Source organism: Lysobacter terrestris (assembly GCF_014489475.1).
In the GTDB taxonomy this organism is placed as follows: domain Bacteria; phylum Pseudomonadota; class Gammaproteobacteria; order Xanthomonadales; family Xanthomonadaceae; genus Agrilutibacter; species Agrilutibacter terrestris.
Genome location: NZ_CP060820.1, coordinates 1,992,288 through 2,011,157, shown reverse-complemented (window position 1 = coordinate 2,011,157; position 18,870 = coordinate 1,992,288). Strand labels below are relative to the sequence as shown.

Below are 18,870 nucleotides of genomic sequence, written 5' to 3'. Positions count from 1 at the left end.
TGTCAGGGGGCGCGGATTCATTGCGGGAGTTACTCCGGCGACCGCGCGTGCGGTCGCTACTGCAGGGGAAAAGATGTCGGGGCGAGGCGGATCGGGCTGGAAATCTTCATCGGCGCGCCGCGGCTTTCACGGGCGGCGCGGATGGCGGGATGCTACTCCCGCACGCGTTGCGGTGTCCCGAATCCCAGGCCGACGATGCGGGCGGCGAGGTCGGGAACGGTGGCGGCGGCCAGCGGGCCCACGCGCAGGCGCCAGACCTTCTGGCCGTTGGCGTCGGCATCGGCGAGCGAGGCTGCATCGATGCCGGCGCCCTGCAGCAGGGCCAGCGCGCGATCGGCGTTGGGGCGTGCAGCGAAGGAGGCGACCTGCAGGAACACGCGCCCGTCGCGGGACGCGGCGGCCGGCAGCGGCTCGCTCTTCACCGCCGCGGCGCCGCCGGGCTTGCTGGCTTCGGGCGTGCCGGGGCGGCCGGGGCGGCCGGTGGCGATGCGCACCTGGCGTGACTGCATCCACGCGTCGAATTCGGCCGCCGACATGGTCTTGCCGTCCTGGCGCATGTCGAAGCGGTGTTCAGCGGCGGCCACGCGCGGCCCGGGCACGTCGGCCGCGGCCGCCGCGGCGACCGGCATGGCGGCGACCAGCGAGTCCATCGCGCTGGGCTTGGTGTCATCGCGCCGCGCCGGCCGGGCATCGGCCTTCACCACGATGCGTTCGTCGCCCATGTCGCGCGGGGTGAGCGCGCGCACTTCCACCCGCGCGGTGCCGCGGTTGACGTAACCCAGCTTGGTCGCGGCCGCGTAGCTGAGGTCGATGATGCGGCCGGCGTGGAACGGGCCGCGGTCGTTCACGCGCACGATCACCGACTTGCCGTTGTCGAGGTTGGTGACGCGGGCGAAGCTGGGCAGCGGCAGCGTCTTGTGCGCGGCGGTGAAGGCGTACATGTCGTACACCTCGAGGTTCGAGGTGCGGCGCCCGTGGAACTTGTTGCCGTAGAAGGAGGCGACGCCGGTTTCGACGTAGCCCTCGGCAACGTCCAGCACTTCGTACTTCTTGCCGAGCACCGAATAGTTCTTGCGGTTGCCCACGGCCGAGCGCGGCTCGTCGGTGACTTCCGGCTCGGGAATCGCGTCGACGTCGATGACCTCGTCCGGCACGCTGTCGCGCACGCCCGGCGCGTACAGGCCGCCGGCGACGTAGTTGCCGCGCTTGCCGGGGTCTTCCTGCGCGGGTGCGTACGGCGACTTCCTGCGCGCGGCCGGCGCGGCGGCGGTTTCGGCCTTCGGCTCGGCCTTGCGCGCGGCCGCCGGCGGTGCGGATTTCTTCGGCGCGCCGGCGCAGGCGGCCAGGCCCAGCACCAACGCCGTTGCCAGCAGCGCCCTCATGCGCCCGGTTGCCCGTTCGCGGCGTCGGTCGGCGCGGGAGCTGCTGCGGGTGCAGGGGCGACATCCGGCGCCGGTTGCGCGATCAGCTGCGCCAGCTGGTGCACCGCGGTCGCGTAGCGGATCGAGTTGTTGTAGCTCCAGATCGCGCGGAAGTTGCGGAACGTCAGCCAGTACTCGTTGGCGTCGCCGTCGAGCACGATCGGTGCGGCGGTGAGGCCGGCCGGCACGGGTTCCAGCGGGCGGTAGCCGGCCTGTTCCAGCGTCGCCAGGGTGTGGATCGGCTCGCCCTTGGAATCGACCAGTGGCAGCGTGCCCGGCGCATACGCCGCGCGCACCATCACCGGCTGCCCGCGCAGCCAGCCGCCCTTCTTCACGAAGTAGTTGGCGACCGAGGCGAACACGTCGTCGAGGTCGTTGAACAGGTCGCGCTTGCCATCGCCGTCGCCATCGACCGCATACGCGCGGTAGCTCGACGGCATGAACTGGCCCCAGCCCATCGCACCGGCATAGCTGCCGGTGAGCGTGGCGACGTCCAGCCCGGTTTCCTTGCCCAGCTTCATCAGCTGCGCGAGTTCGTCGCGGAAGAACGCTTCGCGCTGGTTCTCGCGCTCGATGCGTTCGGGCAGGTTGGTGCGCGGGTAGTTGAAGGCGAGCGTGTACAGCGCGTCGAGCACCGAGGACTTGCCGGTGTTGCCGCCCCAGCTGGTCTCCACGCCGAGGATCGCGACGATCACTTCGGCCGGCACGCCGTACTGCGCTTCGACCCGCGCCAGCTGGTCGCGGTGCTCGGCGAGGAACGCGCGGCCGCCGTCGATGCGCTGCGGGGTGATGAAGATCGGGCGGTAGTCGCGCCACGGCTTGGTTTCGGCCGGCCGCGCCATCGCGGTGACGGTGCTTTCGCGGATCTGCGCGCGCGCGAGCACCGACTCGATGTAGGCGGCGTCGAGCCCGTACTTCGCCGCCGTCTCCGCGACGAAGGCGGCGCGCACCGCGTCGCTGGGACGCTGCGGCGGCGGCAGTGCCGTGGCGATCGCGTCGGCGGACGTCATCCCCGGCGCGGAGGGCGCGCTCGCGGGCTGCTGCGTGGTCGGGGGCGGCGGCGCCTGGGTGGCGCAGGCGGCGAGTGCGAGGGTCAGCGCGCAGGTCAATGCGGTCCGCATCGACGTGATCCGCGCACTGCCAGGGAACGGGCTTCGGGTCATCGCGGCCGAGGGTAGCACGCGATCCGGCAGCGAAAAACCCTTGTTTTCCGCTGCATGAACGCGATGGTCAGCTTCGCGCGCGGCGCGGAGACGCACGCGTCAGCGCGCGTGCACCGGTCGATGCGCCTGCACCGCCATCACCACGCCCAGACCCGCCAGCAGCGATACCGCCGAAGTGCCGCCGTAGCTCAGCAGCGGCATCGGCACGCCCACCACCGGCAGCAGGCCGGCGATCATCCCGCCGTTGACGACCACGTACACGCAGAACGCGAGCCCGAGCGCGCCGGCGACCAGGCGTGAATAGCCGTCACGCGCGCCCGAGGCGATCCACAGGCAGCGCCCGATCACGAACAGGTACAGCGACAGCACCAGCGCGACCCCCAGCCAGCCGAATTCCTCGCTCAGCACCGCGAAGATGAAGTCGGTGGTGTGTTCGGGAATGTAGTTGAGGTGCGACTGGCTGCCCTCGCCCCAGCCCTTGCCGGTGAAGCCGCCCGCGCCGATCGCGATCTTCGACTGGATGATGTTCCAGCCGGTGCCGAGCGGATCGGATTCGGGGTTGAGGAAGGTGAGGATGCGGTCCTTCTGGTACGGGCGCAGCAGCCAGAACCACGCCACCGGCGCGATCGCCGCGATCGCGCTGAAGCCCGCGCCGAACCACCACCATGGCAGCCCCGCCAGGTACAGCACGAACGCGCCGCTGATGCCAACCAGCATCGCGGTGCCGAAGTCGGGCTGCAGCAGGATCAGCCCGGTGGGTATGCCTACGATCACCGCGGCGACCAGCACGACGCTGAAGCGCGGCGGCAGCGGGCGGCGGTTGAGGTACCACGCCGCCATCATCGGCAGGCTCAGCTTGAGCACTTCGGCCGGCTGGAAATAGAACACGCCCAGGTTGAGCCAGTGGTTGCCGTGCTTGCCCGCGCCCAGGCCCGGAATCAGCACCGCCATCAGCGGCAGCAGCGACAGGGCGTACACCCACGGCGTCCAGTTGCGCAGCTGCGTCGGCGGCACGCGCGAGAGCAGCCACATGAAGCCCAGGCCCACGGCGAAGCGCGCGCCTTGGGCGAACACCAGGCGCATGGATTCGTCGCCGGCGCTGTACAGCACCGCCAGGCCGATGCCCATCAGCGCGAGCAGCGCGCCGAGCAGCGGCAGGTCCAGCGTGCGGGTGAAGCGCAGCAGCAGGTCGAGCAGCCAGCGCAGGATCAGGCTCATCGCGTCGGCTCCGGTGATGGCGACGGCGCAGGCGGCGTCGGGGTCGGTTGCGCCGGCGCGCGGGTCTGCGCAGGCACGGCCGCGGACCGCGCGGGCACCGCTGCAGGCGCCGGCGGCGGGTTACCGGCATTCGCGGCGCCCGGATTCGGCGCGACCGGCACGCCTGGCGTGGCGCCCGCAGGCACCATCGGCTGCACCGCCGGCGGCGGTTCCCGGCCGGCCATCAGCACGCCGCCCTGCGGCGAACGGGTCACGCCTTCCACCGGTTCGGGCATCTTGCCCAGCAGCCAGGCATCGAACACCTTGCGCGCGATCGGCGCCGCCGCGGTACCACCGAAGCCGCCGTGCTCCACCGACACCGCGATCGCGATGGTCGGGTTCTCCGCCGGTGCATAACCGACGAACAACGCCTGGTGGCGCAGGTTGTACGGCAGCGAATGCGGATCGAAGCTGACGTTGCCCTTGCGGCTGATCTTCTGCGCCGTGCCGGTCTTGCCCGCCATCATGTACGGCGCGCCGCGCGCCATCGCCGCGCCGGTGCCGCCGCCGTGGATGGTCGCGATCATGCCTTCCTGTACCGCGCGCAGATGGCCGGCGTTGTCGGTGATGCGCGGCGCGACCGGCTGCGGCAGCGGCGTCCACGGCCGGTCGTAGCCGTCGCGGCGATCGTCGACCAGGTGCAGGCGGTGCAGGTCGCCGCCATTGGCGATCGCGCCGATGCCGCGCACGAGCTGCAGCACGGTGGCGATCCAGTAGCCCTGGCCGATGCCGGCGTTGACGGTTTCGCCGGGATACCACTGCTCCTTGAAGCGCTTGGCCTTCCACTCCGGCGACGGCACCACGCCGCTGTTCTCGCCGGCCAGGTCGATGCCGGTCTTGCCGCCGAAACCGTACTTGTACATGTACTGGTCGAAGCGCGCGATGCCCATCTCGTAGGCGAGCTTGTAGTAGTAGTAATTGACCGACTGCGAGATCGACTTGCGCAGGTCGGTCCAGCCGGCACCGCCGTGCGCGTCGCGCCAGCCGCGGCGCTGGCCGGGGATGTAGAAGGTGCCGGTGGAGAAGACCTTGTCTTCGGGCGTGCGCATGCCGCTGTCGAGGCCGGCGAGCGCGATCAGCGGCTTCACCGTCGAACCCGGCGGGCCACCGCCGAGCACGTTGCGGTTGAACAGCGGGCGCGACGGGTTGTCCATCAGCGCGCGGTAGTGGTCGTGCTGGATGCCGTTGACGAACAGGTTGGTGTCGTACGCCGGCAGGCTCACCATCGCCAGGATCTCGCCGGTGCGCGGATCGATCGCCACGGCCGAGCCGTCCATGTCGCCGAACGCGGTGACCATCGCCTGCTGCAGGTCGAGGTCGATGCTCAGGCGCAGGTCGGCGCCCGGCTGCGCCGGCACGCGCCCGGCCGAGTACATCGGCCGGCCGTCGACGTTGGTCACGATCTTCTCGTAGCCGACCTTGCCGCGCAGGTCCTGTTCGTAGAAACGCTCCAGCCCGGTCTTGCCGACGTGGCTCAGGGCCGCGTCGCTTTCGCTCATCGTCTTGAGGTCGTTGGCGTCGACGCGGCCGACGTAGCCGATCACGTGCGAGAGCAGTTCACCGTAGAGGTAGCGACGGTTGAGGTAGGACTGCAGCTCGACGCCGGGAAAGCGCCAACGGTCGACGGCGAAGCGCGCGGCCTCCTCCTCGGTGAGGCGCAGCTTCAGCGTGACCGGCTTGAAGCCGCGCGCGACGAAGCGGTTGGCCTCGTAGCTGGCGATGTCCTCGGGCGAGAGCGCGACGATCTTCTGCAGCTCCGGCAGCCAGCGCTTGCTGTCGCCGGCTTCCGACGGGGTGACGTCGAGGCGGTACGCCGGCACGTTGTCGGCGAGGATGCGGCCCTTGCGGTCGTAGATCAGCCCGCGCGCCGGCACCACCGGGCGCAGCTTGATGCGGTTCTCCTCCGAGCGCGTGGCGTATTCGCTGTGCTGCCACACCTGCAGGCGGAAGTACCACAGCGCCAATCCGCCCAGCGCCAGCAGCACGCCGGCGAAGGCGACGAAGGCGCGACGGCGGAACTGGTCGGCCTCCAGCGCGGCGTTCTTCAGCACCCGGCGGCGCGGACGGAAACTCATCTATCGCCGGCGCCAGCCGCCCATGCGCAGCCCGTCCAGCAGGACGAAGACCGGGATCCACAGCAGCATCCCGACCAGCGGCGAGAACCACGACACCGACGTCGGCACCGCTTCGTCCAGCGCGACGTGCACGGCCGTGGTGACGATGCGGTCGTTGAGCAGCAACGCACCGATCGCCAGCGCCTGCTGCGACATCGGGAAGAAGCGCAGCCGCGCGCGGAAGCGCTGCAGGATGTAGGTGATGACGACCAGCCGCAGCGCCTGTTCGCCGAACAGGCTGCCCATGACCAGGTCGGCGACGAGGCCGACCAGGAAGGCGAAACCGAGGCCGACGCGGTCGGGGTCCTCGATCACCCAGTACGCCATCACCAGCGCCAGCCAGTACGGGCGCAGCGCCTGCAGCAGCGGCGGCACCGGCAGCAGGGCCAGCAGCAGCGCGATCAGCAGGCTGAGCGGCAGGATCCAGGGCGAGCGCGAACGCATCAGCGGTGCTCCTGCGTCGGCGCGGCCGGTTCGGGCTTGGGTTCGGGCTTGGGTTCGGGCTTGGGTTCGGGCGGCGTGGTGGGCACGGGCGCCGGCGCAGCGGGGGCCTGCGCTTGCGTGGCGGCGGGCTTGGTCGTGTTGATCGGCGTTGCCGTCGCCGGCTTGGCGGCGGACGACGTCGGCTTCATCGTTGTGTTCGCTGTTGCGTTCGTCGCGGCGCCGGCAGGTGCCGGGGCGGTCGCGCCCGGCGCGATCGGTGCCGCGGTCTGCGCCGGCGCGCCGATGATCGGGCGCGGCGGCAACGTGCGCAGCAGCAGCACGTCGCGGCCGCGGTCGAGCTGGGCGGCCGGCTTCACGTCGCCGACGAGGAAGGCGCGGCTGTCGTCGGGCCGCAGCGCGGTGATGGTGCCGACCGGGAAGCCGGCGGCGAAGCGCCCGCCCAGCCCCGAGGTGACCAACACGTCGCCGACCTTCACGTCGCTGGAGAGCGGCACGCTGGCGAGCGCGAGCCGGTCGGCGCGGCCGGTGCCGTAGGCCACCAGGCGCACGCCGGTGCGCGCGATCGCCACCGGGATGGCGTGATCGGGATCGGTCAGCAGCAACACCGTCGACTGCAGCTGCGCGACTTCGATGATCTGGCCGACCACGCCGCCGGCATCGATCACGGTCTGGCCGACGCGCACGCCGTCGCCGACGCCGGCGCGCAGCACCAGGCGCTGGCGCGTGGGGTCCAGGTCGATGTCGAGCACCGGCGCCAGCTGCACGTCGAGGCTGCCCTGTTCGGACGCCCCCAGCAGGCCGCGCAGGCGCGCGTTGTCGGCATTGACGGTCGCCAGCCGCGCCATGCGCGCGCGGGTCACCAGCAACTCGTTGCGCAGGCGGCGGTTCTCGGCGGTGAGCTGGCCCAGGGTGCCGGCATCGTTGGACACGGTCGCGATCACCTGCCCGGGCAGCCCGGCCACGGCACGCACCGGCTGCACGAACACCTGCATCTGCTGGCGCGCCCGCGCGAGCCAGCCACCGCGGTGGTCGAGCACGATCAGGACCACGGCCAGGGTGAGGTACGCCAGTAGCCGCAGGGTTTCGGCGATCTCGCCGGAGCGGTTTGCGGAAGGACCGGCGTAGGGAGGCACGTCAGGGGTTCGAAGAGGCGGAAACGGGGACTGGGAACAGGGAACGGGAAAGCACGCTTCCCCACGGCCTAAGCATCTGGCGAATGTTGCGCGTTTTGCAGGAACTTACCGGAAGCCGCATCACAGGAAACGGCGGAATCCTCGATTCCCCGTTCCCGGCTCCCCGTTCCCGCTGCGCCCCACTCACTCCGGCGCGAAGAACTCGTTGCCGTGCATGTCGACCAGCTCCAGCGCACGGCCACCGCCGCGGGCGACGCAGGTCAGCGGGTCGTCGGCGACCTGCACGTGCAGGCCGGTCTCCTCGCTGATCAGGCGGTCGAGGTCGCGCAGCAGCGCGCCGCCGCCGGTGAGGACGATGCCGCGCTCGGCGACGTCGGCGCACAGTTCCGGCGGGGTCTGTTCCAGCGCCAGGCGGATCGAGGCGACGATGCCGGCGAGCGGTTCGCGCAGGGCCTCGTAGACCTCGTTGGAGTTGAGCTTGACCATCTTCGGCACGCCCTCGGCGAGGTTGCGGCCGGAGACCTCCATCGAGCGCGGGTCCTTCTGCGGCACGGCGCAGCCGATCTCGAGCTTGATGCGCTCGGCGGTGGTTTCGCCGATCAGGGTGCCGTAGGTGCGGCGGACGTAGCTGATGATGGCTTCGTCGAAGCGGTCGCCGCCGATGCGCACCGACTGCGAGTAGACGATGCCGTTCAGGGCGATGACCGCGACTTCGGTGGTGCCGCCGCCGATGTCCACGACCATCGAGCCGCGGGCCTCGGTCACCGGCATGCCGGCGCCGATCGCGGCCGCCATCGGTTCCTCGATCAGGTAGACCTCGCGGGCGCCGGCTTCTTCGGCCGATTCCTTGATCGCGCGGCGCTCGACCTGGGTCGAGCCGCAGGGCACGCACACCAGCACGCGCGGGCTGGGTCGCAGGAAGCGCGACTTGTGCACCTTGCGGATGAAGTACTTGAGCATTTCCTCGGTGTAGGTGAAGTCGGCGATGACGCCGTCCTTCATCGGGCGGATCGTGTTGATGTGGCCCGGGGTACGGCCGAGCATCTGCTTGGCCTCCGAACCGACCGCCGCCACCGAGCGGTTGCCGCCGATCAGGCGGTCCTGGCGCACCGCCACCACGGACGGCTCGTTCAGCACGATCCCCTGGCCGCGGACATAGATGAGGGTATTGGCCGTGCCCAGGTCGATGGACAGGTCATTGGAGAACATGCCGCGGAACTTCTTGAACATCAGGGAATCAGCCGTTTTCTGGGCGCGGGGGAAGGGCGCAAGGAGCCCGGTAGACTACGCCTAGCCCCTTGTCCAAACAAGGAAATGTTGCCCAAAAAGGGCGATGGCGCTGGCCCGCCCGGGGCCCAGCGGCTACCCTACGCGCCGCGCGGCCACCGCCGCCCCCGGGGACGCCCCGGACCCGCCCCGCTCCACCCTCCCGACCAGCCCCGATTCCGGGGCTTCCGACCAGGACGATTTCGCCGATGGCAGCCTTGATCTGCGGCTCGCTGGCCTACGACACCATCATGGTGTTCCCGGACCAGTTCAAGAACCACATCCTTCCGGACAAGGTGCACATCCTCAACGTGTCCTTCCTGGTGCCGCGCATGCGCCGCGAATTCGGCGGCTGCGCCGGCAACATCGCCTACAACCTCAAGCTGCTCGGCGGCGACCCGATCCCGATGGCGACGGTGGGCCAGGACTTCGGCCCGTACCGCGACTGGTTCAGCGAACAGGGCATCACCCTGGACCGCGTGAAGGTGATCGACGAGCTGTTCACGCCGCAGGCCTTCATCACCACCGACCACGACAACAACCAGATCACCGCCTTCCATCCGGGCGCGATGATGCGGTCGTACGAGAACCACGTGAAGGACGTGCCGGGCGTGAGCTTCGGCATCGTCAGCCCCGACGGGCGCGAAGGCATGCTGCAGAACGCGAAGGAATTCGCCGACGCCGGCATTCCCTTCATCTTCGACCCGGGCCAGGCAATGCCGCTGTTCAACGGCAAGGAACTGCGCGACTTCATCGAGCTGGCCGACTACGTCACCGTCAACGACTACGAATCCAACCTGCTGCAGGAACGCACGGGCTGGAGCGAGCAGGATATCGTCGCGCGGGTGAAGGCCTACATCACCACGCGCGGCCCCAAGGGCGCGCTGATCCACACCAAGGAGAAGACCTTCGACGTGCCGCCGGCGCACGAGCGCCGCGTCACCGACCCGACCGGCTGCGGCGACGCCTTCCGCGCGGGCCTGATCTTCGGCATCGAGAAGGGCTACGACTGGATGACCATCGGCCGCATCGGCAACCTGATGGGCGCGCTGAAGGTCGAGCATCCGGGCACGCAGAACCAGCGTTTCGATTACGAAGAGTTCGCCGAGCAGTTCAAGCAGCAGTTCGGTTACGCGCTCTGACGAGCCGGTTCCGATTAACGAGTAAAGGCCGCCATTGGGCGGCCTTTTTCTTTCTGGCGCCAAGTTCGCACTTGATCCTGGATCCGGCCTTGCACCCCCGTTCAATCGTAGACCCGAAGGGCGACGCGCATGGATGCGCGTCGTTCTTCGACCACGCCATGGATGGCGTGTCGAAAAATCCCCGCGACCAATGAAGCGGCCGGTTAGACCTGGACCTACCGGCTCTTTCTTTGGTTACTTTCTTTGAGCCCGCAAAGAAAGTGACTCGCCCGCTTGCGGGCGAAACGCTCTTGATCTTGCAAGTCACGCGCTTCTAGCTTCAAGAAGCAACAGCAAAAGCTTCCGCCTGACGGCGGGTCACTTCTTTGCTTGCCCGAAGAAAGTAACCAAAGAAATGGCAATCCTTGGCCAAGGCAAACCGGCCGCGTCATTGCCGCCGGGATTTTTCGACACGCCATCCATGGCATGGTCGAAAAACGGCCGGCATCCATGCCGGCCGCCCTACGGGTCTGTCGACATGGTTGTTGTTTGCCTTGCGTAAGCGAGGATCAAAAAAGTGCGGAGCGCGCCTACGGCGTGAACGTGAACCGGCTGATGACGATCTCCACCGGCTGCTTGTTCGACGGCGGCGCCACCAGCCACAGGTTGAAGTGCACCGGCATCGCCGCGTGCGCGATGCGGTTGCCGTAGTCCGCCGGCGCGAACGTCCAGTCCGCGATCGGAAACCGGTTGTCGTCGTAGTGCCCGTGCGTCGACTGGTAGCGGATGAAGGTTGGCTGCCAGATGAAGCGGTGCGTGCTGAGGTCGCCATTGAGCGCCAGCGGGAACGTGTTGCCCGACGGCCCCAGCGACTGCTGCACCGGCCAGGCGGTGTAGTTGAGCATGTCGGCCGCGGCGTCGCCCCACTTGGCGAACTCGATATCGATCTCGTTGGTCGCATCCGCGCCGACGTCGGCCGTGGGGTAATTGAACAGGCCGAGCACGACGTTGCGATCGAGCCGGTCGACGCGACTGCGCAGCTGGAACTGGTAGGTGCCGTAGCCCAGGCGCATGTCGCTGACGATTTCCGCCGCGCACCACTTGTTGCCTTTCATCTTGGTGATGCGCAGGTGCAGTTCGCCGTTCGCATCGACGAAGGCGTTGGCCGCGCACCAGTAGTTGTTGCGCGGCCCACCTTGCCCATCCGGCCGCACCGTCCAGCTCATTCCGGAAAACCACAGCGTCTTCGCTTCGACCGCCGGCGCCGCCATCAATCCGGCCAGGCCCATCGCCGCGGGTGCCATCCACGTCCTCAGCAAACGATCCATCACCTGCTCCCGTGTCATGACCAAGTTGTGTGCAGGCGTTGCCTCGCGCAAGCGCCCGTGCCCGATACCAACTCCCTCGAAACGGAACCCCGACAACGCGGGAGGGGCGTGACCGCCCCTCCCCTGCTGCCAACACCGGTGCAACTGTTACATCACATGCGCCAGCCACAGCAGCTCGGGCTGCGCCAGCTTCTCGAACTCCTCGTACGGCATCCGCACCGCATCGGTGTGCGAGCCGGCGTTGAAAGCGATCTCCGCTTGCTGCGCCAGGCGCGAATCCACGTATACCGGCATGCCGTAGAGATGGCCGAACGGCGGCATCGCGCCGACTTCGCAATCGGCGAAGGCGTCCTTGAATTCGGTTTCGCCGGCGAGTTCGACCATGCCGCCGCCGAGCGCGCGCGAGAGCCGGGTCAGGTCGACGCGATAGGCCGCGGGCATCACCATCATCGCCAGCCGGCCGTCGACCTTGAGCATCACCGTCTTGGCGAACTGCTGCTGGTGGATGTGCGAAGCGGCCGCGGTCTCGTGCGCGGTGACGGTGCGATCGTGGACGAGGGTCTGGTAAGGCGAGTGATGCTCGTCGAGCAGGTTGTGCAGGCGTGGGGACAACATGACTCCCTCCGCGAGGCTATCCGCCTTCCGTCCCGTGCGGCGGCGCCGCTGGTGGACGCGGCGCGCGCATCCTGCGGCGCCGACCGGGCGCCGCTGGTCTGCTGCCATTGGCGCCGTCGCGGCGAGAGTACTCCGCCCGCGACCGCCCTGCGTGAAACACTTGTTGCGCCGCCGTCCGCGCGGCCTGCGCCGCGCGACGGCTCACCACTTGGGCAGCCGCCCCTTGTCGAGGCCGCCGACTTCGAACACCGCCGTGCGCTTGCCGCCCATCTTCACCGGGAACTCGATGCTCATGGCCTTGGCGCCGCCGCCGGCCAGGCGCCACAACGCACGCTCGTCCTCGATGAACATCGCGATCGCCTCGTCGGTGTCGGGGCGCGAGGCGGCCATCGCCCGCGGCTTGCCGTCGTCGAGCGTCACCTGCACCTTGCAGCCGCCGTAGCAGTCGAAGTCGCCGTTCTCCAGCACCAGGTAGCTGCTGCGCCCCCACGACGGGTGGTCGCGGAAGATCAGCCGCACCGGCTGCGCGGTGCCGACGCCGGTATCGACGGGCTTCTTCGAATAGATCGCCGCGGACAGCTGCTCGCCGCCCTTCACCTCGATGCCCTGGTACTCCCACAGCGCGGCCAGGCGCTGCTGCTCGCGCGCGGCCTCCGCCTTGGCCTTGGCTTCCTCGAACTGCGGCCGGATGCGCGCGGTCACCGGGCTGTCGGGGTGCATGACCACCAGCTCCTCGCCGTGCGCGCGCGCCAGCACCCAGTTGTGCTGCGCGTATTTCTCGTCGAACAGCTTGCCGAGCTCCTGCGCCTTCTGTTCCTTCGCCGCGGCCTGTGCGGCGGCCGCGGCTTGCGCGGCGGCTTTCTGTTTCTCCGCCGAATCGCAGGCGGCGAGCGCGAGGACGGAAGCGAGCAGCAGCGCGGAGCGGGTCGGTTTCATCACTTGGGATTTCCGGAAGCAGGTTTTTCGATCAATGCCGTCACCGCGGCGGCGACGGCGTCGGGGCGTTCCATGATGGACATGTGGCCGCAATCGTCGAGCATCACCCGCGCGGCCTGCGGAATGCGCGCAGCGTACAACTCCAGCGCACTGGGATCGATCACCGCGTCCTGCCGGCACCACAGCAGCAGCGCGGGCTGGCGGATGCGCGCGGCCTCGATGCCGGGCAGGAAGCGCTCCTCGCTGCGCCCGATGCGGTCGAGCACGGATTGCTCGAAGGCGGCATCGTGGCGGCGGCGCGCGATCAGCGCGCTCGAAGCGGGCCACGGGATGAGTGGCTTGGCGGCTTCATCAAAGAACACCGTGTCGAGGTAGCGCTGCAGCGAGGCCGCATCGCGCACCGCGAACGGGTTGGCACCGGCCAGCACCTCACGACCGAAACGGTTGTCGCGGAAGCGCACGCCGGCCGCATCGAACAGGCCGACGCGGGCGATGTCGTCGGGATGCCGCGCCGCGACCAGCGCCGCGATGCCGCCGCCCATCGAATGCCCGAGCAGCACCACCGGTCGCCCCGGTGACGCCCCGAAGGAAGTCCCCTTGGGGGACAGCGCGCGCACGAAGGCATCGACGCGTGTGGCCTGCGCGGGGAAGCCGTAATCCTCACCCGGCTTGCGTTCACTCTCGCCCCAGCCGGGCAAGTCGGGCAGCAGCAGGCGATAGCGGCCGCGCAGGCGCTCGGCCAGCGGGTACCAGTTCTCCTTGCTGCCGGTGAAGCCGTGGAGCATCACCACGACCGGCGCATCACGCGGCGCGTCGTCGCTGTAGGCGTAGACCCAGCGATGGCCGGCGACGGTGATGGTGCCGCGCGCGAGCCCGGCGGCGAGGCGCTGGCGTGCGAACTCGGCGCGCACCAGGCGGTAGGGGTCGAGGGCGACCAGGACGATCGCGGTGGCGATCGCCAACAGCAGGAGGGCGAGTGCGTAGCGGGCGAAGCGGAAGGTCATGGACAAGGTGTGCGGGTCACTTCCGGAACATTACTTCGAAAGAAGCACATCTCCCTCGCCCCGCTAAGCAGGAGAAGCCCCAGACCTCCCTCTCCCCGCTTGCGGGGAGAGGGACAGCGTCGCGCAGCGACGCAGGGTGAGGGGACGTAGCGACGCGCCATGGTGCAAAGCAACAGCGCCCCTCATCCGCCCTGCGGGCACCTTCTCCCCGCAAGCGGTGAGAAGGATTCGGTACAACGCGACTTTGCTTACTTCGTCGGCGCCGCCTTCGCCTCGGCAATCGTCGTCTCGACGCTGCCGGTGGTGATCGGGTGGTAACCCGGCTTCGCCTTGGCGAAGGTCTCCTCGGCCAGCTTCAGCCCGGCCGGCGTCTTCACCAGTTCCTTGTACGTCGGCATGATCAGCTTGCGGCGGCCGACGCGTTCCAGGAACTTCGCCAGCTCGGCGTTCGCCGCGGCATAACCGCTGCGCACCGCCAGCGGGTACCAGCGCTGCGCGATCTCGCCGTTGGGGGTGCCGGTGAAGTGGTACGCGGCGTCCAGCGCGGCCAGCTGCTCGGGCTGCAACGTTTCCGGCATGCCTTCGATGAAGTGCACCCACTCCTGCGTCGTCCACTTCGCGCTGGCGTCCTTGGCCGGCAGCGTGCCCGCGTCGAGCCAGGCCTTGCGCGCGGCGTCGACCGCGTCGAAGCGCGCGGAGGTCGTCTGCGGCGCGTCGGCCGGCACGCCCGGCTCAAACAGCCACGCGTCGAACTCGGCCTGCGTCACCTTGCCCGGGTACTTGTCCAGCAGGTTGGCCTTGGCGTACTCGCGGAACTGGTCGGTCGAGATCGACTGGAACGCGAAGTGGTCGAAGTAGCCGCGCAGGAACGCGTCGAAGTCGGCGCGGCCGAAACGCTGCTCGAGGAACTGCAGGAACCACGCGCCCTTGGTGTAGACGGTGGAGCCGAGGTTGTCATCCGGGTCCTTCAGCGTGCCCGCCTTCACCGCGAGCGCCTGCAGCGGCTTGTTGTCGGCGGTGAATTCGGACTTGAGCTCGTTGCGCTCGATCACGTTCTCCATGTCGGCGCGTTCCTTGCCGTACATCGATTCGATGATGCGGTTCTCGACGTAGCTGGTGACGCCTTCGTTGAGCCACGCGTCCTTCGCGGTGGAGAAGGTCACCAGGTTGCCCGACCAGCTGTGCGCCAGCTCATGCGCGATCAGCGAGACCAGCGACTTGTCGCCGACGATCACGGTCGGGGTCAGGAAGGTCATGCGCGGGTTTTCCATTCCGCCGTACGGGAACGACGGCGGCAGCAGCAGCATGTCGTAGCGGTCCCAGCGGTACGGGCCGTACAGCTGTTCCGTCGTCTCGATCATCTTCTCGGTGTCGGCGAACTCGGCCACCGCCTTGGCGACCGCGGTGGGCTCGGCCCACACGCCGCTGCGCTTGCTGATCGGCTTGAACACCAGGTCGCCGGCACCGATCGCCAGCAGGTAGGACGGGATCGCCTGCGGCATCCTGAAGCTGTAGTCGCCGTCGCGCTTGTCGCCGCTGTTGTCGGCGCCAGGCTCGATCGCCGCGCTCATCACCACCATCGTGTCCTGCGGTGCCAGCACGTGCGCGGTGTAGGTGAAGCGCACGCTCGGCGTGTCCTGCAGCGGCACCCACGAACGCGCGTGGATCTGCTGCGACTGGCTGAACATGAAGGGCGTCTTCTTGCCCTCGGTCATCGCCGCGGTCAGCCACTGCAGGCCGGACGCATCGGGCGAGGTCGTGTAGGTGATGCGCACGCGCGCGTTGCGCTGCGGCGTTTCGATGGTGAGCTTGCTGCCGAGGACCTTGTCCGCCGGCGCCAGCGCGTACTTGAGGTCTTCCCACTTGCCGTCGCTGCGTTCGCCGACGACCTTGCCGATGGCGAGGTCGCGGGTGTCGAGCACCAGCTGCGTCGCGGCCTTGTCGAGCCAGTCCAGCGCCAGCGTCGCGCTGCCGTCGATCACCTTCTTGTCGAAGTCGACCTTCAGTTCCAGGGCGAGGTCCTTGACCTTGACCTTGTCGGGCTGGGCGTAGGAATGCTCGTCGATCATCTGGGCGGCAGCGGGAGCGGTGGCGGCAGTGGACGCCGGGGCATCGCCGGCCGGCGCGGCGTCGCGCTTGCAACCGGTCGTGGCGGCCAGCACGGCCGCGAGGGACAGCATCAGGATCGAATGGCGCATGAAACGGGCCCGTGGACGGTGGAAAGCGCGGAGTGTAGCGCCCCGCCCCCGGCCCCATGCCGGCACCCGCCCCGTGGCCGGCGCAAGCCGCCAAGTTGCGGACAACGGTTCAGGCCATCAGGCCCCGGCGACGCGCATGGCCGGCGCCACCGCGCGCAAGCCGTCGTCGCACACCAGCATCGCCCCGCCCTGGGCCTTGGCCGCATACATCGCCGCGTCGGCCTCGCGGTACAGCTGCGCCGCGTCGACGCCCGGGCGGTACTGCGCGCAGCCGATGCTCACGCTGATCGGGATGCCGTCGGGCCGCGGCGCCGCCAGCTCGCGCAGCCACTGGCGCATGCGCTCGTTGGCGGACTCCTGCGCGTCGTGCACGCACAGCAGGAACTCGTCGCCGCCCCAGCGCCCGATCCAGTCGGACTCGCGCAGGAAGTGGCGCGCGCTGGCGACCAGGTCGATGAGCATGCGATCGCCGGCGACGTGGCCGTACTCGTCGTTGACCGGCTTGAGGTTGTCGACGTCGAGCACGTACAGCGCCAGCGGCAGGCCACGCTCGGCGCGCTCGACGCAGGCATGCAGGGCGCGGTCGCTGCCGCGCCGGCTCAGCGAATGGGTCAGGGGGTCTTCCAGCGCATGCCGCTCGAGTTCGCGGATGCCGTTGTCGATCTCGCGCAGGCCGCAGTTGATGCCGCGCATCAGCACGCCGACTTCGTCGCGGCCGTCCTCGGGCAGTTCCGGCAGGCGCTGCTCCTGCCAGTACGCGCGCACCACCTCGGCCATCATCCGCAGCGGCGTGAGCAGGTGGTAGAGCAGGAACAGCGCGGCCAGCACGCCGAGCAGGCTGGCCACCACCGTCAGCGAAACGCCGATCACCAGCTGCTGCTGGGTCGGCGCTTCATGCAACAGCACCCACGCCAGGAACACGCCCAGCGGCGGCAGCGTGCAGCCGGCCACGACCGCCATGAGCTTGGCGCGGAACGAGCGCGGAAACACCCGCGATAGGGTGCGATAGACGCCAAGCCCGGCCATGGAACGATCGCTCGGTGGAACAGTGGTTCCAGCATAGCGGTGTGCATCACAAAGCTGAGTGACGCACAGGCGCTACACCCGATCGGGTGTAGCGAAACCCGAGGGGTCGGACTGTCGGTTAGACCTTGTAACCGGTGTGGATCGCGACGATGCCGGCACTCAGGTTCTTGTAGCCGCAGCGGGCGAAGCCGGCAGCTTCCATCATCGTCTTCAACTCATCCTGCGGCGGATGCTTGCGGATCGATTCGGCCAGGTACTGGTAGCTGTCGGCGTCGTTGGCGAACAGCTTGCCGAGCTTGGGCAGGATGTTGAACGAGTGGAAGTCGTAGATCGGCTTGAACCAGTCCGCCGTAACGGACGAGAACTCCAGCACCCGCGCCTGCCCACCGACCTTGAGCACGCGGCGCATCTCGCGCAGCGCGGCGTCCTTGTCGGTGACGTTGCGCAGGCCGAAGGCGATTGTCACCAGGTCGAAGCTGGCATCGGGGAACGGCAGCTTCTCCGCGTTGCATTCGGCGAACTCGATGCCCGCGACGATGCCGCGATCGGTCAGGCGGTCGCGGCCGACCTTGAGCATCTCGCCGTTGATGTCGCCCAGCACGATGTGGCCGGTCGCGCCCACGCGCTCGTGCAGCAGCGCGGCGATGTCGCCGGTGCCGCCGGCGAGGTCGAGCACGCGGTCGCCGCGCTTCACCTGGCAGGTGCCGACGAAATAGCGCTTCCACACCCGGTGCACGCCCAGCGACATCAGGTCGTTCATCAGGTCGTAGTTGCCCGCGACCGAGGAGAAGACTTCGCCGACCAGCTTCTGCTTCTCGGCGACGGGCACGTCGCGGAAGCCGAAGTGGGTGGTGCCGTTGGGGGTGTCGTGTTCGCTCATGCGGGGATTATCGCAAAACGCGGGGCAAGGGCTCCGCCCGGCAGGAAAAGCGACAAGAAATCACCCGGGGAGGCCGCAAGCAGAAATCCGTCATCCCACACGCAGCGAGGGACCCCGCTGCTGCCCCGGCACGAGCCCCCGCGGCATGCGGATGCCAGAATCCCCCCACACCCAGCCCGATCCGACCACGATGCTCGAAACCCCCGACTACCGCGCCCTGCTCGCCACCGCCGTTGCCGAAGCCCGTGCGGGCCTGGCCGAAGGCGGCATCCCGATCGGCGCCGCGCTCTACCGCAACGACGGCGCCCTGCTCGGCTGCGGCCACAACCGCCGCGTGCAGGAAGGCGACCCGTCGGTGCACGGCGAGACCGACGCCTTCCGCAAGGCCGGCCGCCAGCGCCGCTACCGCGACACGATCATGGTCACCACGCTGGCCCCGTGCTGGTACTGCAGCGGCCTGGTGCGCCAGTTCAACATCGGCACCGTGGTGGTCGGCGAATCGGTGAACTTCCGCGGCGGCATCGACTGGCTGCGCGAGCACGACGTCAACGTGATCGACCTCGCCAACGCCGAATGCATCGCGATGCTCGGCGACTGGATCGCGACGAATCCGGAAGTGTGGAACGAGGATATTGGTGAAGATTGAGGAGCCTCACCCCTCGCCCCGCCTGCGGCGGTGAAGGCGGGCGTTTGTGCGCCACTGGCGCACGCCCGACTGAACGCCCTTGCGCCATGCGCAAGGGCCGGGAGCAGAGCCAGGAACCGCGTCGCGCAGCGACGCAGGGTGAGGGTCAGTCACCCCGAAGCGACTTCAGTTGTCATCCCGAGGGCAGCGAGGGATCTGCTGTTCCGCTTCCGATTGAGCGCCTGCAAAAGCAGATCCCTCGCTACGCTCGGGATGACAGCATTACCCGTTACTTCACCACTGCTGCTTCACCAGTTGCTGCTTCACCAACTTCCTGAT

General features: G+C 68.9%; 16 protein-coding genes. 2 read left to right on the top strand and 14 right to left on the bottom strand.

The features are described from left to right. Window positions 1–152: 152 nt before the first annotated feature. The 7 genes from H8B22_RS09195 to H8B22_RS09165 all read right to left on the bottom strand — a co-directional run bounded on the left by H8B22_RS09195 (window position 153) and on the right by H8B22_RS09165 (window position 8,762). Window positions 153–1,382, bottom strand: a complete 1,230-nt coding sequence (locus H8B22_RS09195; protein ID WP_187711140.1) for a septal ring lytic transglycosylase RlpA family protein — start codon at window positions 1,380–1,382, stop codon at window positions 153–155. Then, window positions 1,379–2,542 carry a lytic murein transglycosylase B gene (mltB, locus tag H8B22_RS09190; protein ID WP_187711139.1) on the bottom strand — a complete coding sequence of 388 codons (1,164 nt, stop codon included), beginning with the start codon at window positions 2,540–2,542 and terminating at the stop codon, window positions 1,379–1,381. Before mltB ends, H8B22_RS09195 begins: the two co-directional genes overlap by 4 nt. A gap of 141 nt (window positions 2,543–2,683) precedes the next feature. Next, complete coding sequence (rodA, locus tag H8B22_RS09185) at window positions 2,684–3,802, bottom strand: rod shape-determining protein RodA (RefSeq protein WP_187711138.1); 1,119 nt, start codon at window positions 3,800–3,802, stop codon at window positions 2,684–2,686. Then, window positions 3,799–5,916, bottom strand: a complete 2,118-nt coding sequence (mrdA, locus tag H8B22_RS09180) for a penicillin-binding protein 2 (protein WP_187711137.1) — start codon at window positions 5,914–5,916, stop codon at window positions 3,799–3,801. The genes rodA and mrdA overlap by 4 nt, the downstream gene beginning before the upstream one ends. Beyond that, window positions 5,917–6,402: a rod shape-determining protein MreD gene (gene mreD, locus H8B22_RS09175; protein ID WP_187713601.1), complete on the bottom strand. Its 486-nt coding sequence runs from the start codon at window positions 6,400–6,402 to the stop codon at window positions 5,917–5,919. Then, entirely contained in the window at window positions 6,399–7,532 is a 1,134-nt protein-coding gene (gene mreC / locus H8B22_RS09170) for a rod shape-determining protein MreC (protein ID WP_187711136.1), read from the bottom strand. Before mreC ends, mreD begins: the two co-directional genes overlap by 4 nt. 183 nt (window positions 7,533–7,715) lie before the next feature. After that, a complete protein-coding gene (locus tag H8B22_RS09165) occupies window positions 7,716–8,762 on the bottom strand; it encodes a rod shape-determining protein (RefSeq protein ID WP_187711135.1) in 1,047 nt (348 codons plus the stop codon). A gap of 245 nt (window positions 8,763–9,007) precedes the next feature. Here H8B22_RS09165 and H8B22_RS09160 point away from each other — a divergent pair, with 245 nt between their 5' ends. Beyond that, window positions 9,008–9,940 (top strand): carbohydrate kinase family protein, encoded by a 933-nt coding sequence (locus tag H8B22_RS09160; protein ID WP_187711134.1) that lies wholly within the window; start codon window positions 9,008–9,010, stop codon window positions 9,938–9,940. Window positions 9,941–10,509: 569 nt separating this feature from the next. Here the strand turns inward: H8B22_RS09160 and H8B22_RS09155 are convergent. The 7 genes from H8B22_RS09155 to ubiE all read right to left on the bottom strand — a co-directional run bounded on the left by H8B22_RS09155 (window position 10,510) and on the right by ubiE (window position 17,906). Further along, on the bottom strand, window positions 10,510–11,247 hold the full coding sequence (locus tag H8B22_RS09155; RefSeq protein ID WP_187711133.1) for a glycoside hydrolase family 16 protein: 738 nt from the start codon (window positions 11,245–11,247) through the stop codon (window positions 10,510–10,512). A 147-nt stretch (window positions 11,248–11,394) separates the two neighbouring features. Then, entirely contained in the window at window positions 11,395–11,862 is a 468-nt protein-coding gene (locus H8B22_RS09150) for an aminoacyl-tRNA deacylase (protein WP_187711132.1), read from the bottom strand. 201 nt (window positions 11,863–12,063) lie between these two features. Continuing rightward, complete coding sequence (locus tag H8B22_RS09145) at window positions 12,064–12,798, bottom strand: hypothetical protein (protein WP_187711131.1); 735 nt, start codon at window positions 12,796–12,798, stop codon at window positions 12,064–12,066. Continuing rightward, a complete protein-coding gene (locus tag H8B22_RS09140) occupies window positions 12,798–13,802 on the bottom strand; it encodes an alpha/beta fold hydrolase (protein ID WP_187711130.1) in 1,005 nt (334 codons plus the stop codon). The genes H8B22_RS09145 and H8B22_RS09140 overlap by 1 nt, the downstream gene beginning before the upstream one ends. A gap of 248 nt (window positions 13,803–14,050) precedes the next feature. Further along, window positions 14,051–16,000, bottom strand: a complete 1,950-nt coding sequence (locus H8B22_RS09135; protein ID WP_187711129.1) for a M1 family metallopeptidase — start codon at window positions 15,998–16,000, stop codon at window positions 14,051–14,053. Between the two features lie 117 nt (window positions 16,001–16,117). After that, window positions 16,118–17,026: a GGDEF domain-containing protein gene (locus H8B22_RS09130; RefSeq protein WP_187711128.1), complete on the bottom strand. Its 909-nt coding sequence runs from the start codon at window positions 17,024–17,026 to the stop codon at window positions 16,118–16,120. Between the two features lie 118 nt (window positions 17,027–17,144). Then, window positions 17,145–17,906 carry a bifunctional demethylmenaquinone methyltransferase/2-methoxy-6-polyprenyl-1,4-benzoquinol methylase UbiE gene (gene ubiE / locus H8B22_RS09125; protein ID WP_187711127.1) on the bottom strand — a complete coding sequence of 254 codons (762 nt, stop codon included), beginning with the start codon at window positions 17,904–17,906 and terminating at the stop codon, window positions 17,145–17,147. A gap of 190 nt (window positions 17,907–18,096) precedes the next feature. Between ubiE and H8B22_RS09120 the strand changes: the two genes are divergently transcribed. Continuing rightward, window positions 18,097–18,552 (top strand): nucleoside deaminase, encoded by a 456-nt coding sequence (locus H8B22_RS09120; protein WP_187713600.1) that lies wholly within the window; start codon window positions 18,097–18,099, stop codon window positions 18,550–18,552. Window positions 18,553–18,870: the final 318 nt, after the last annotated feature.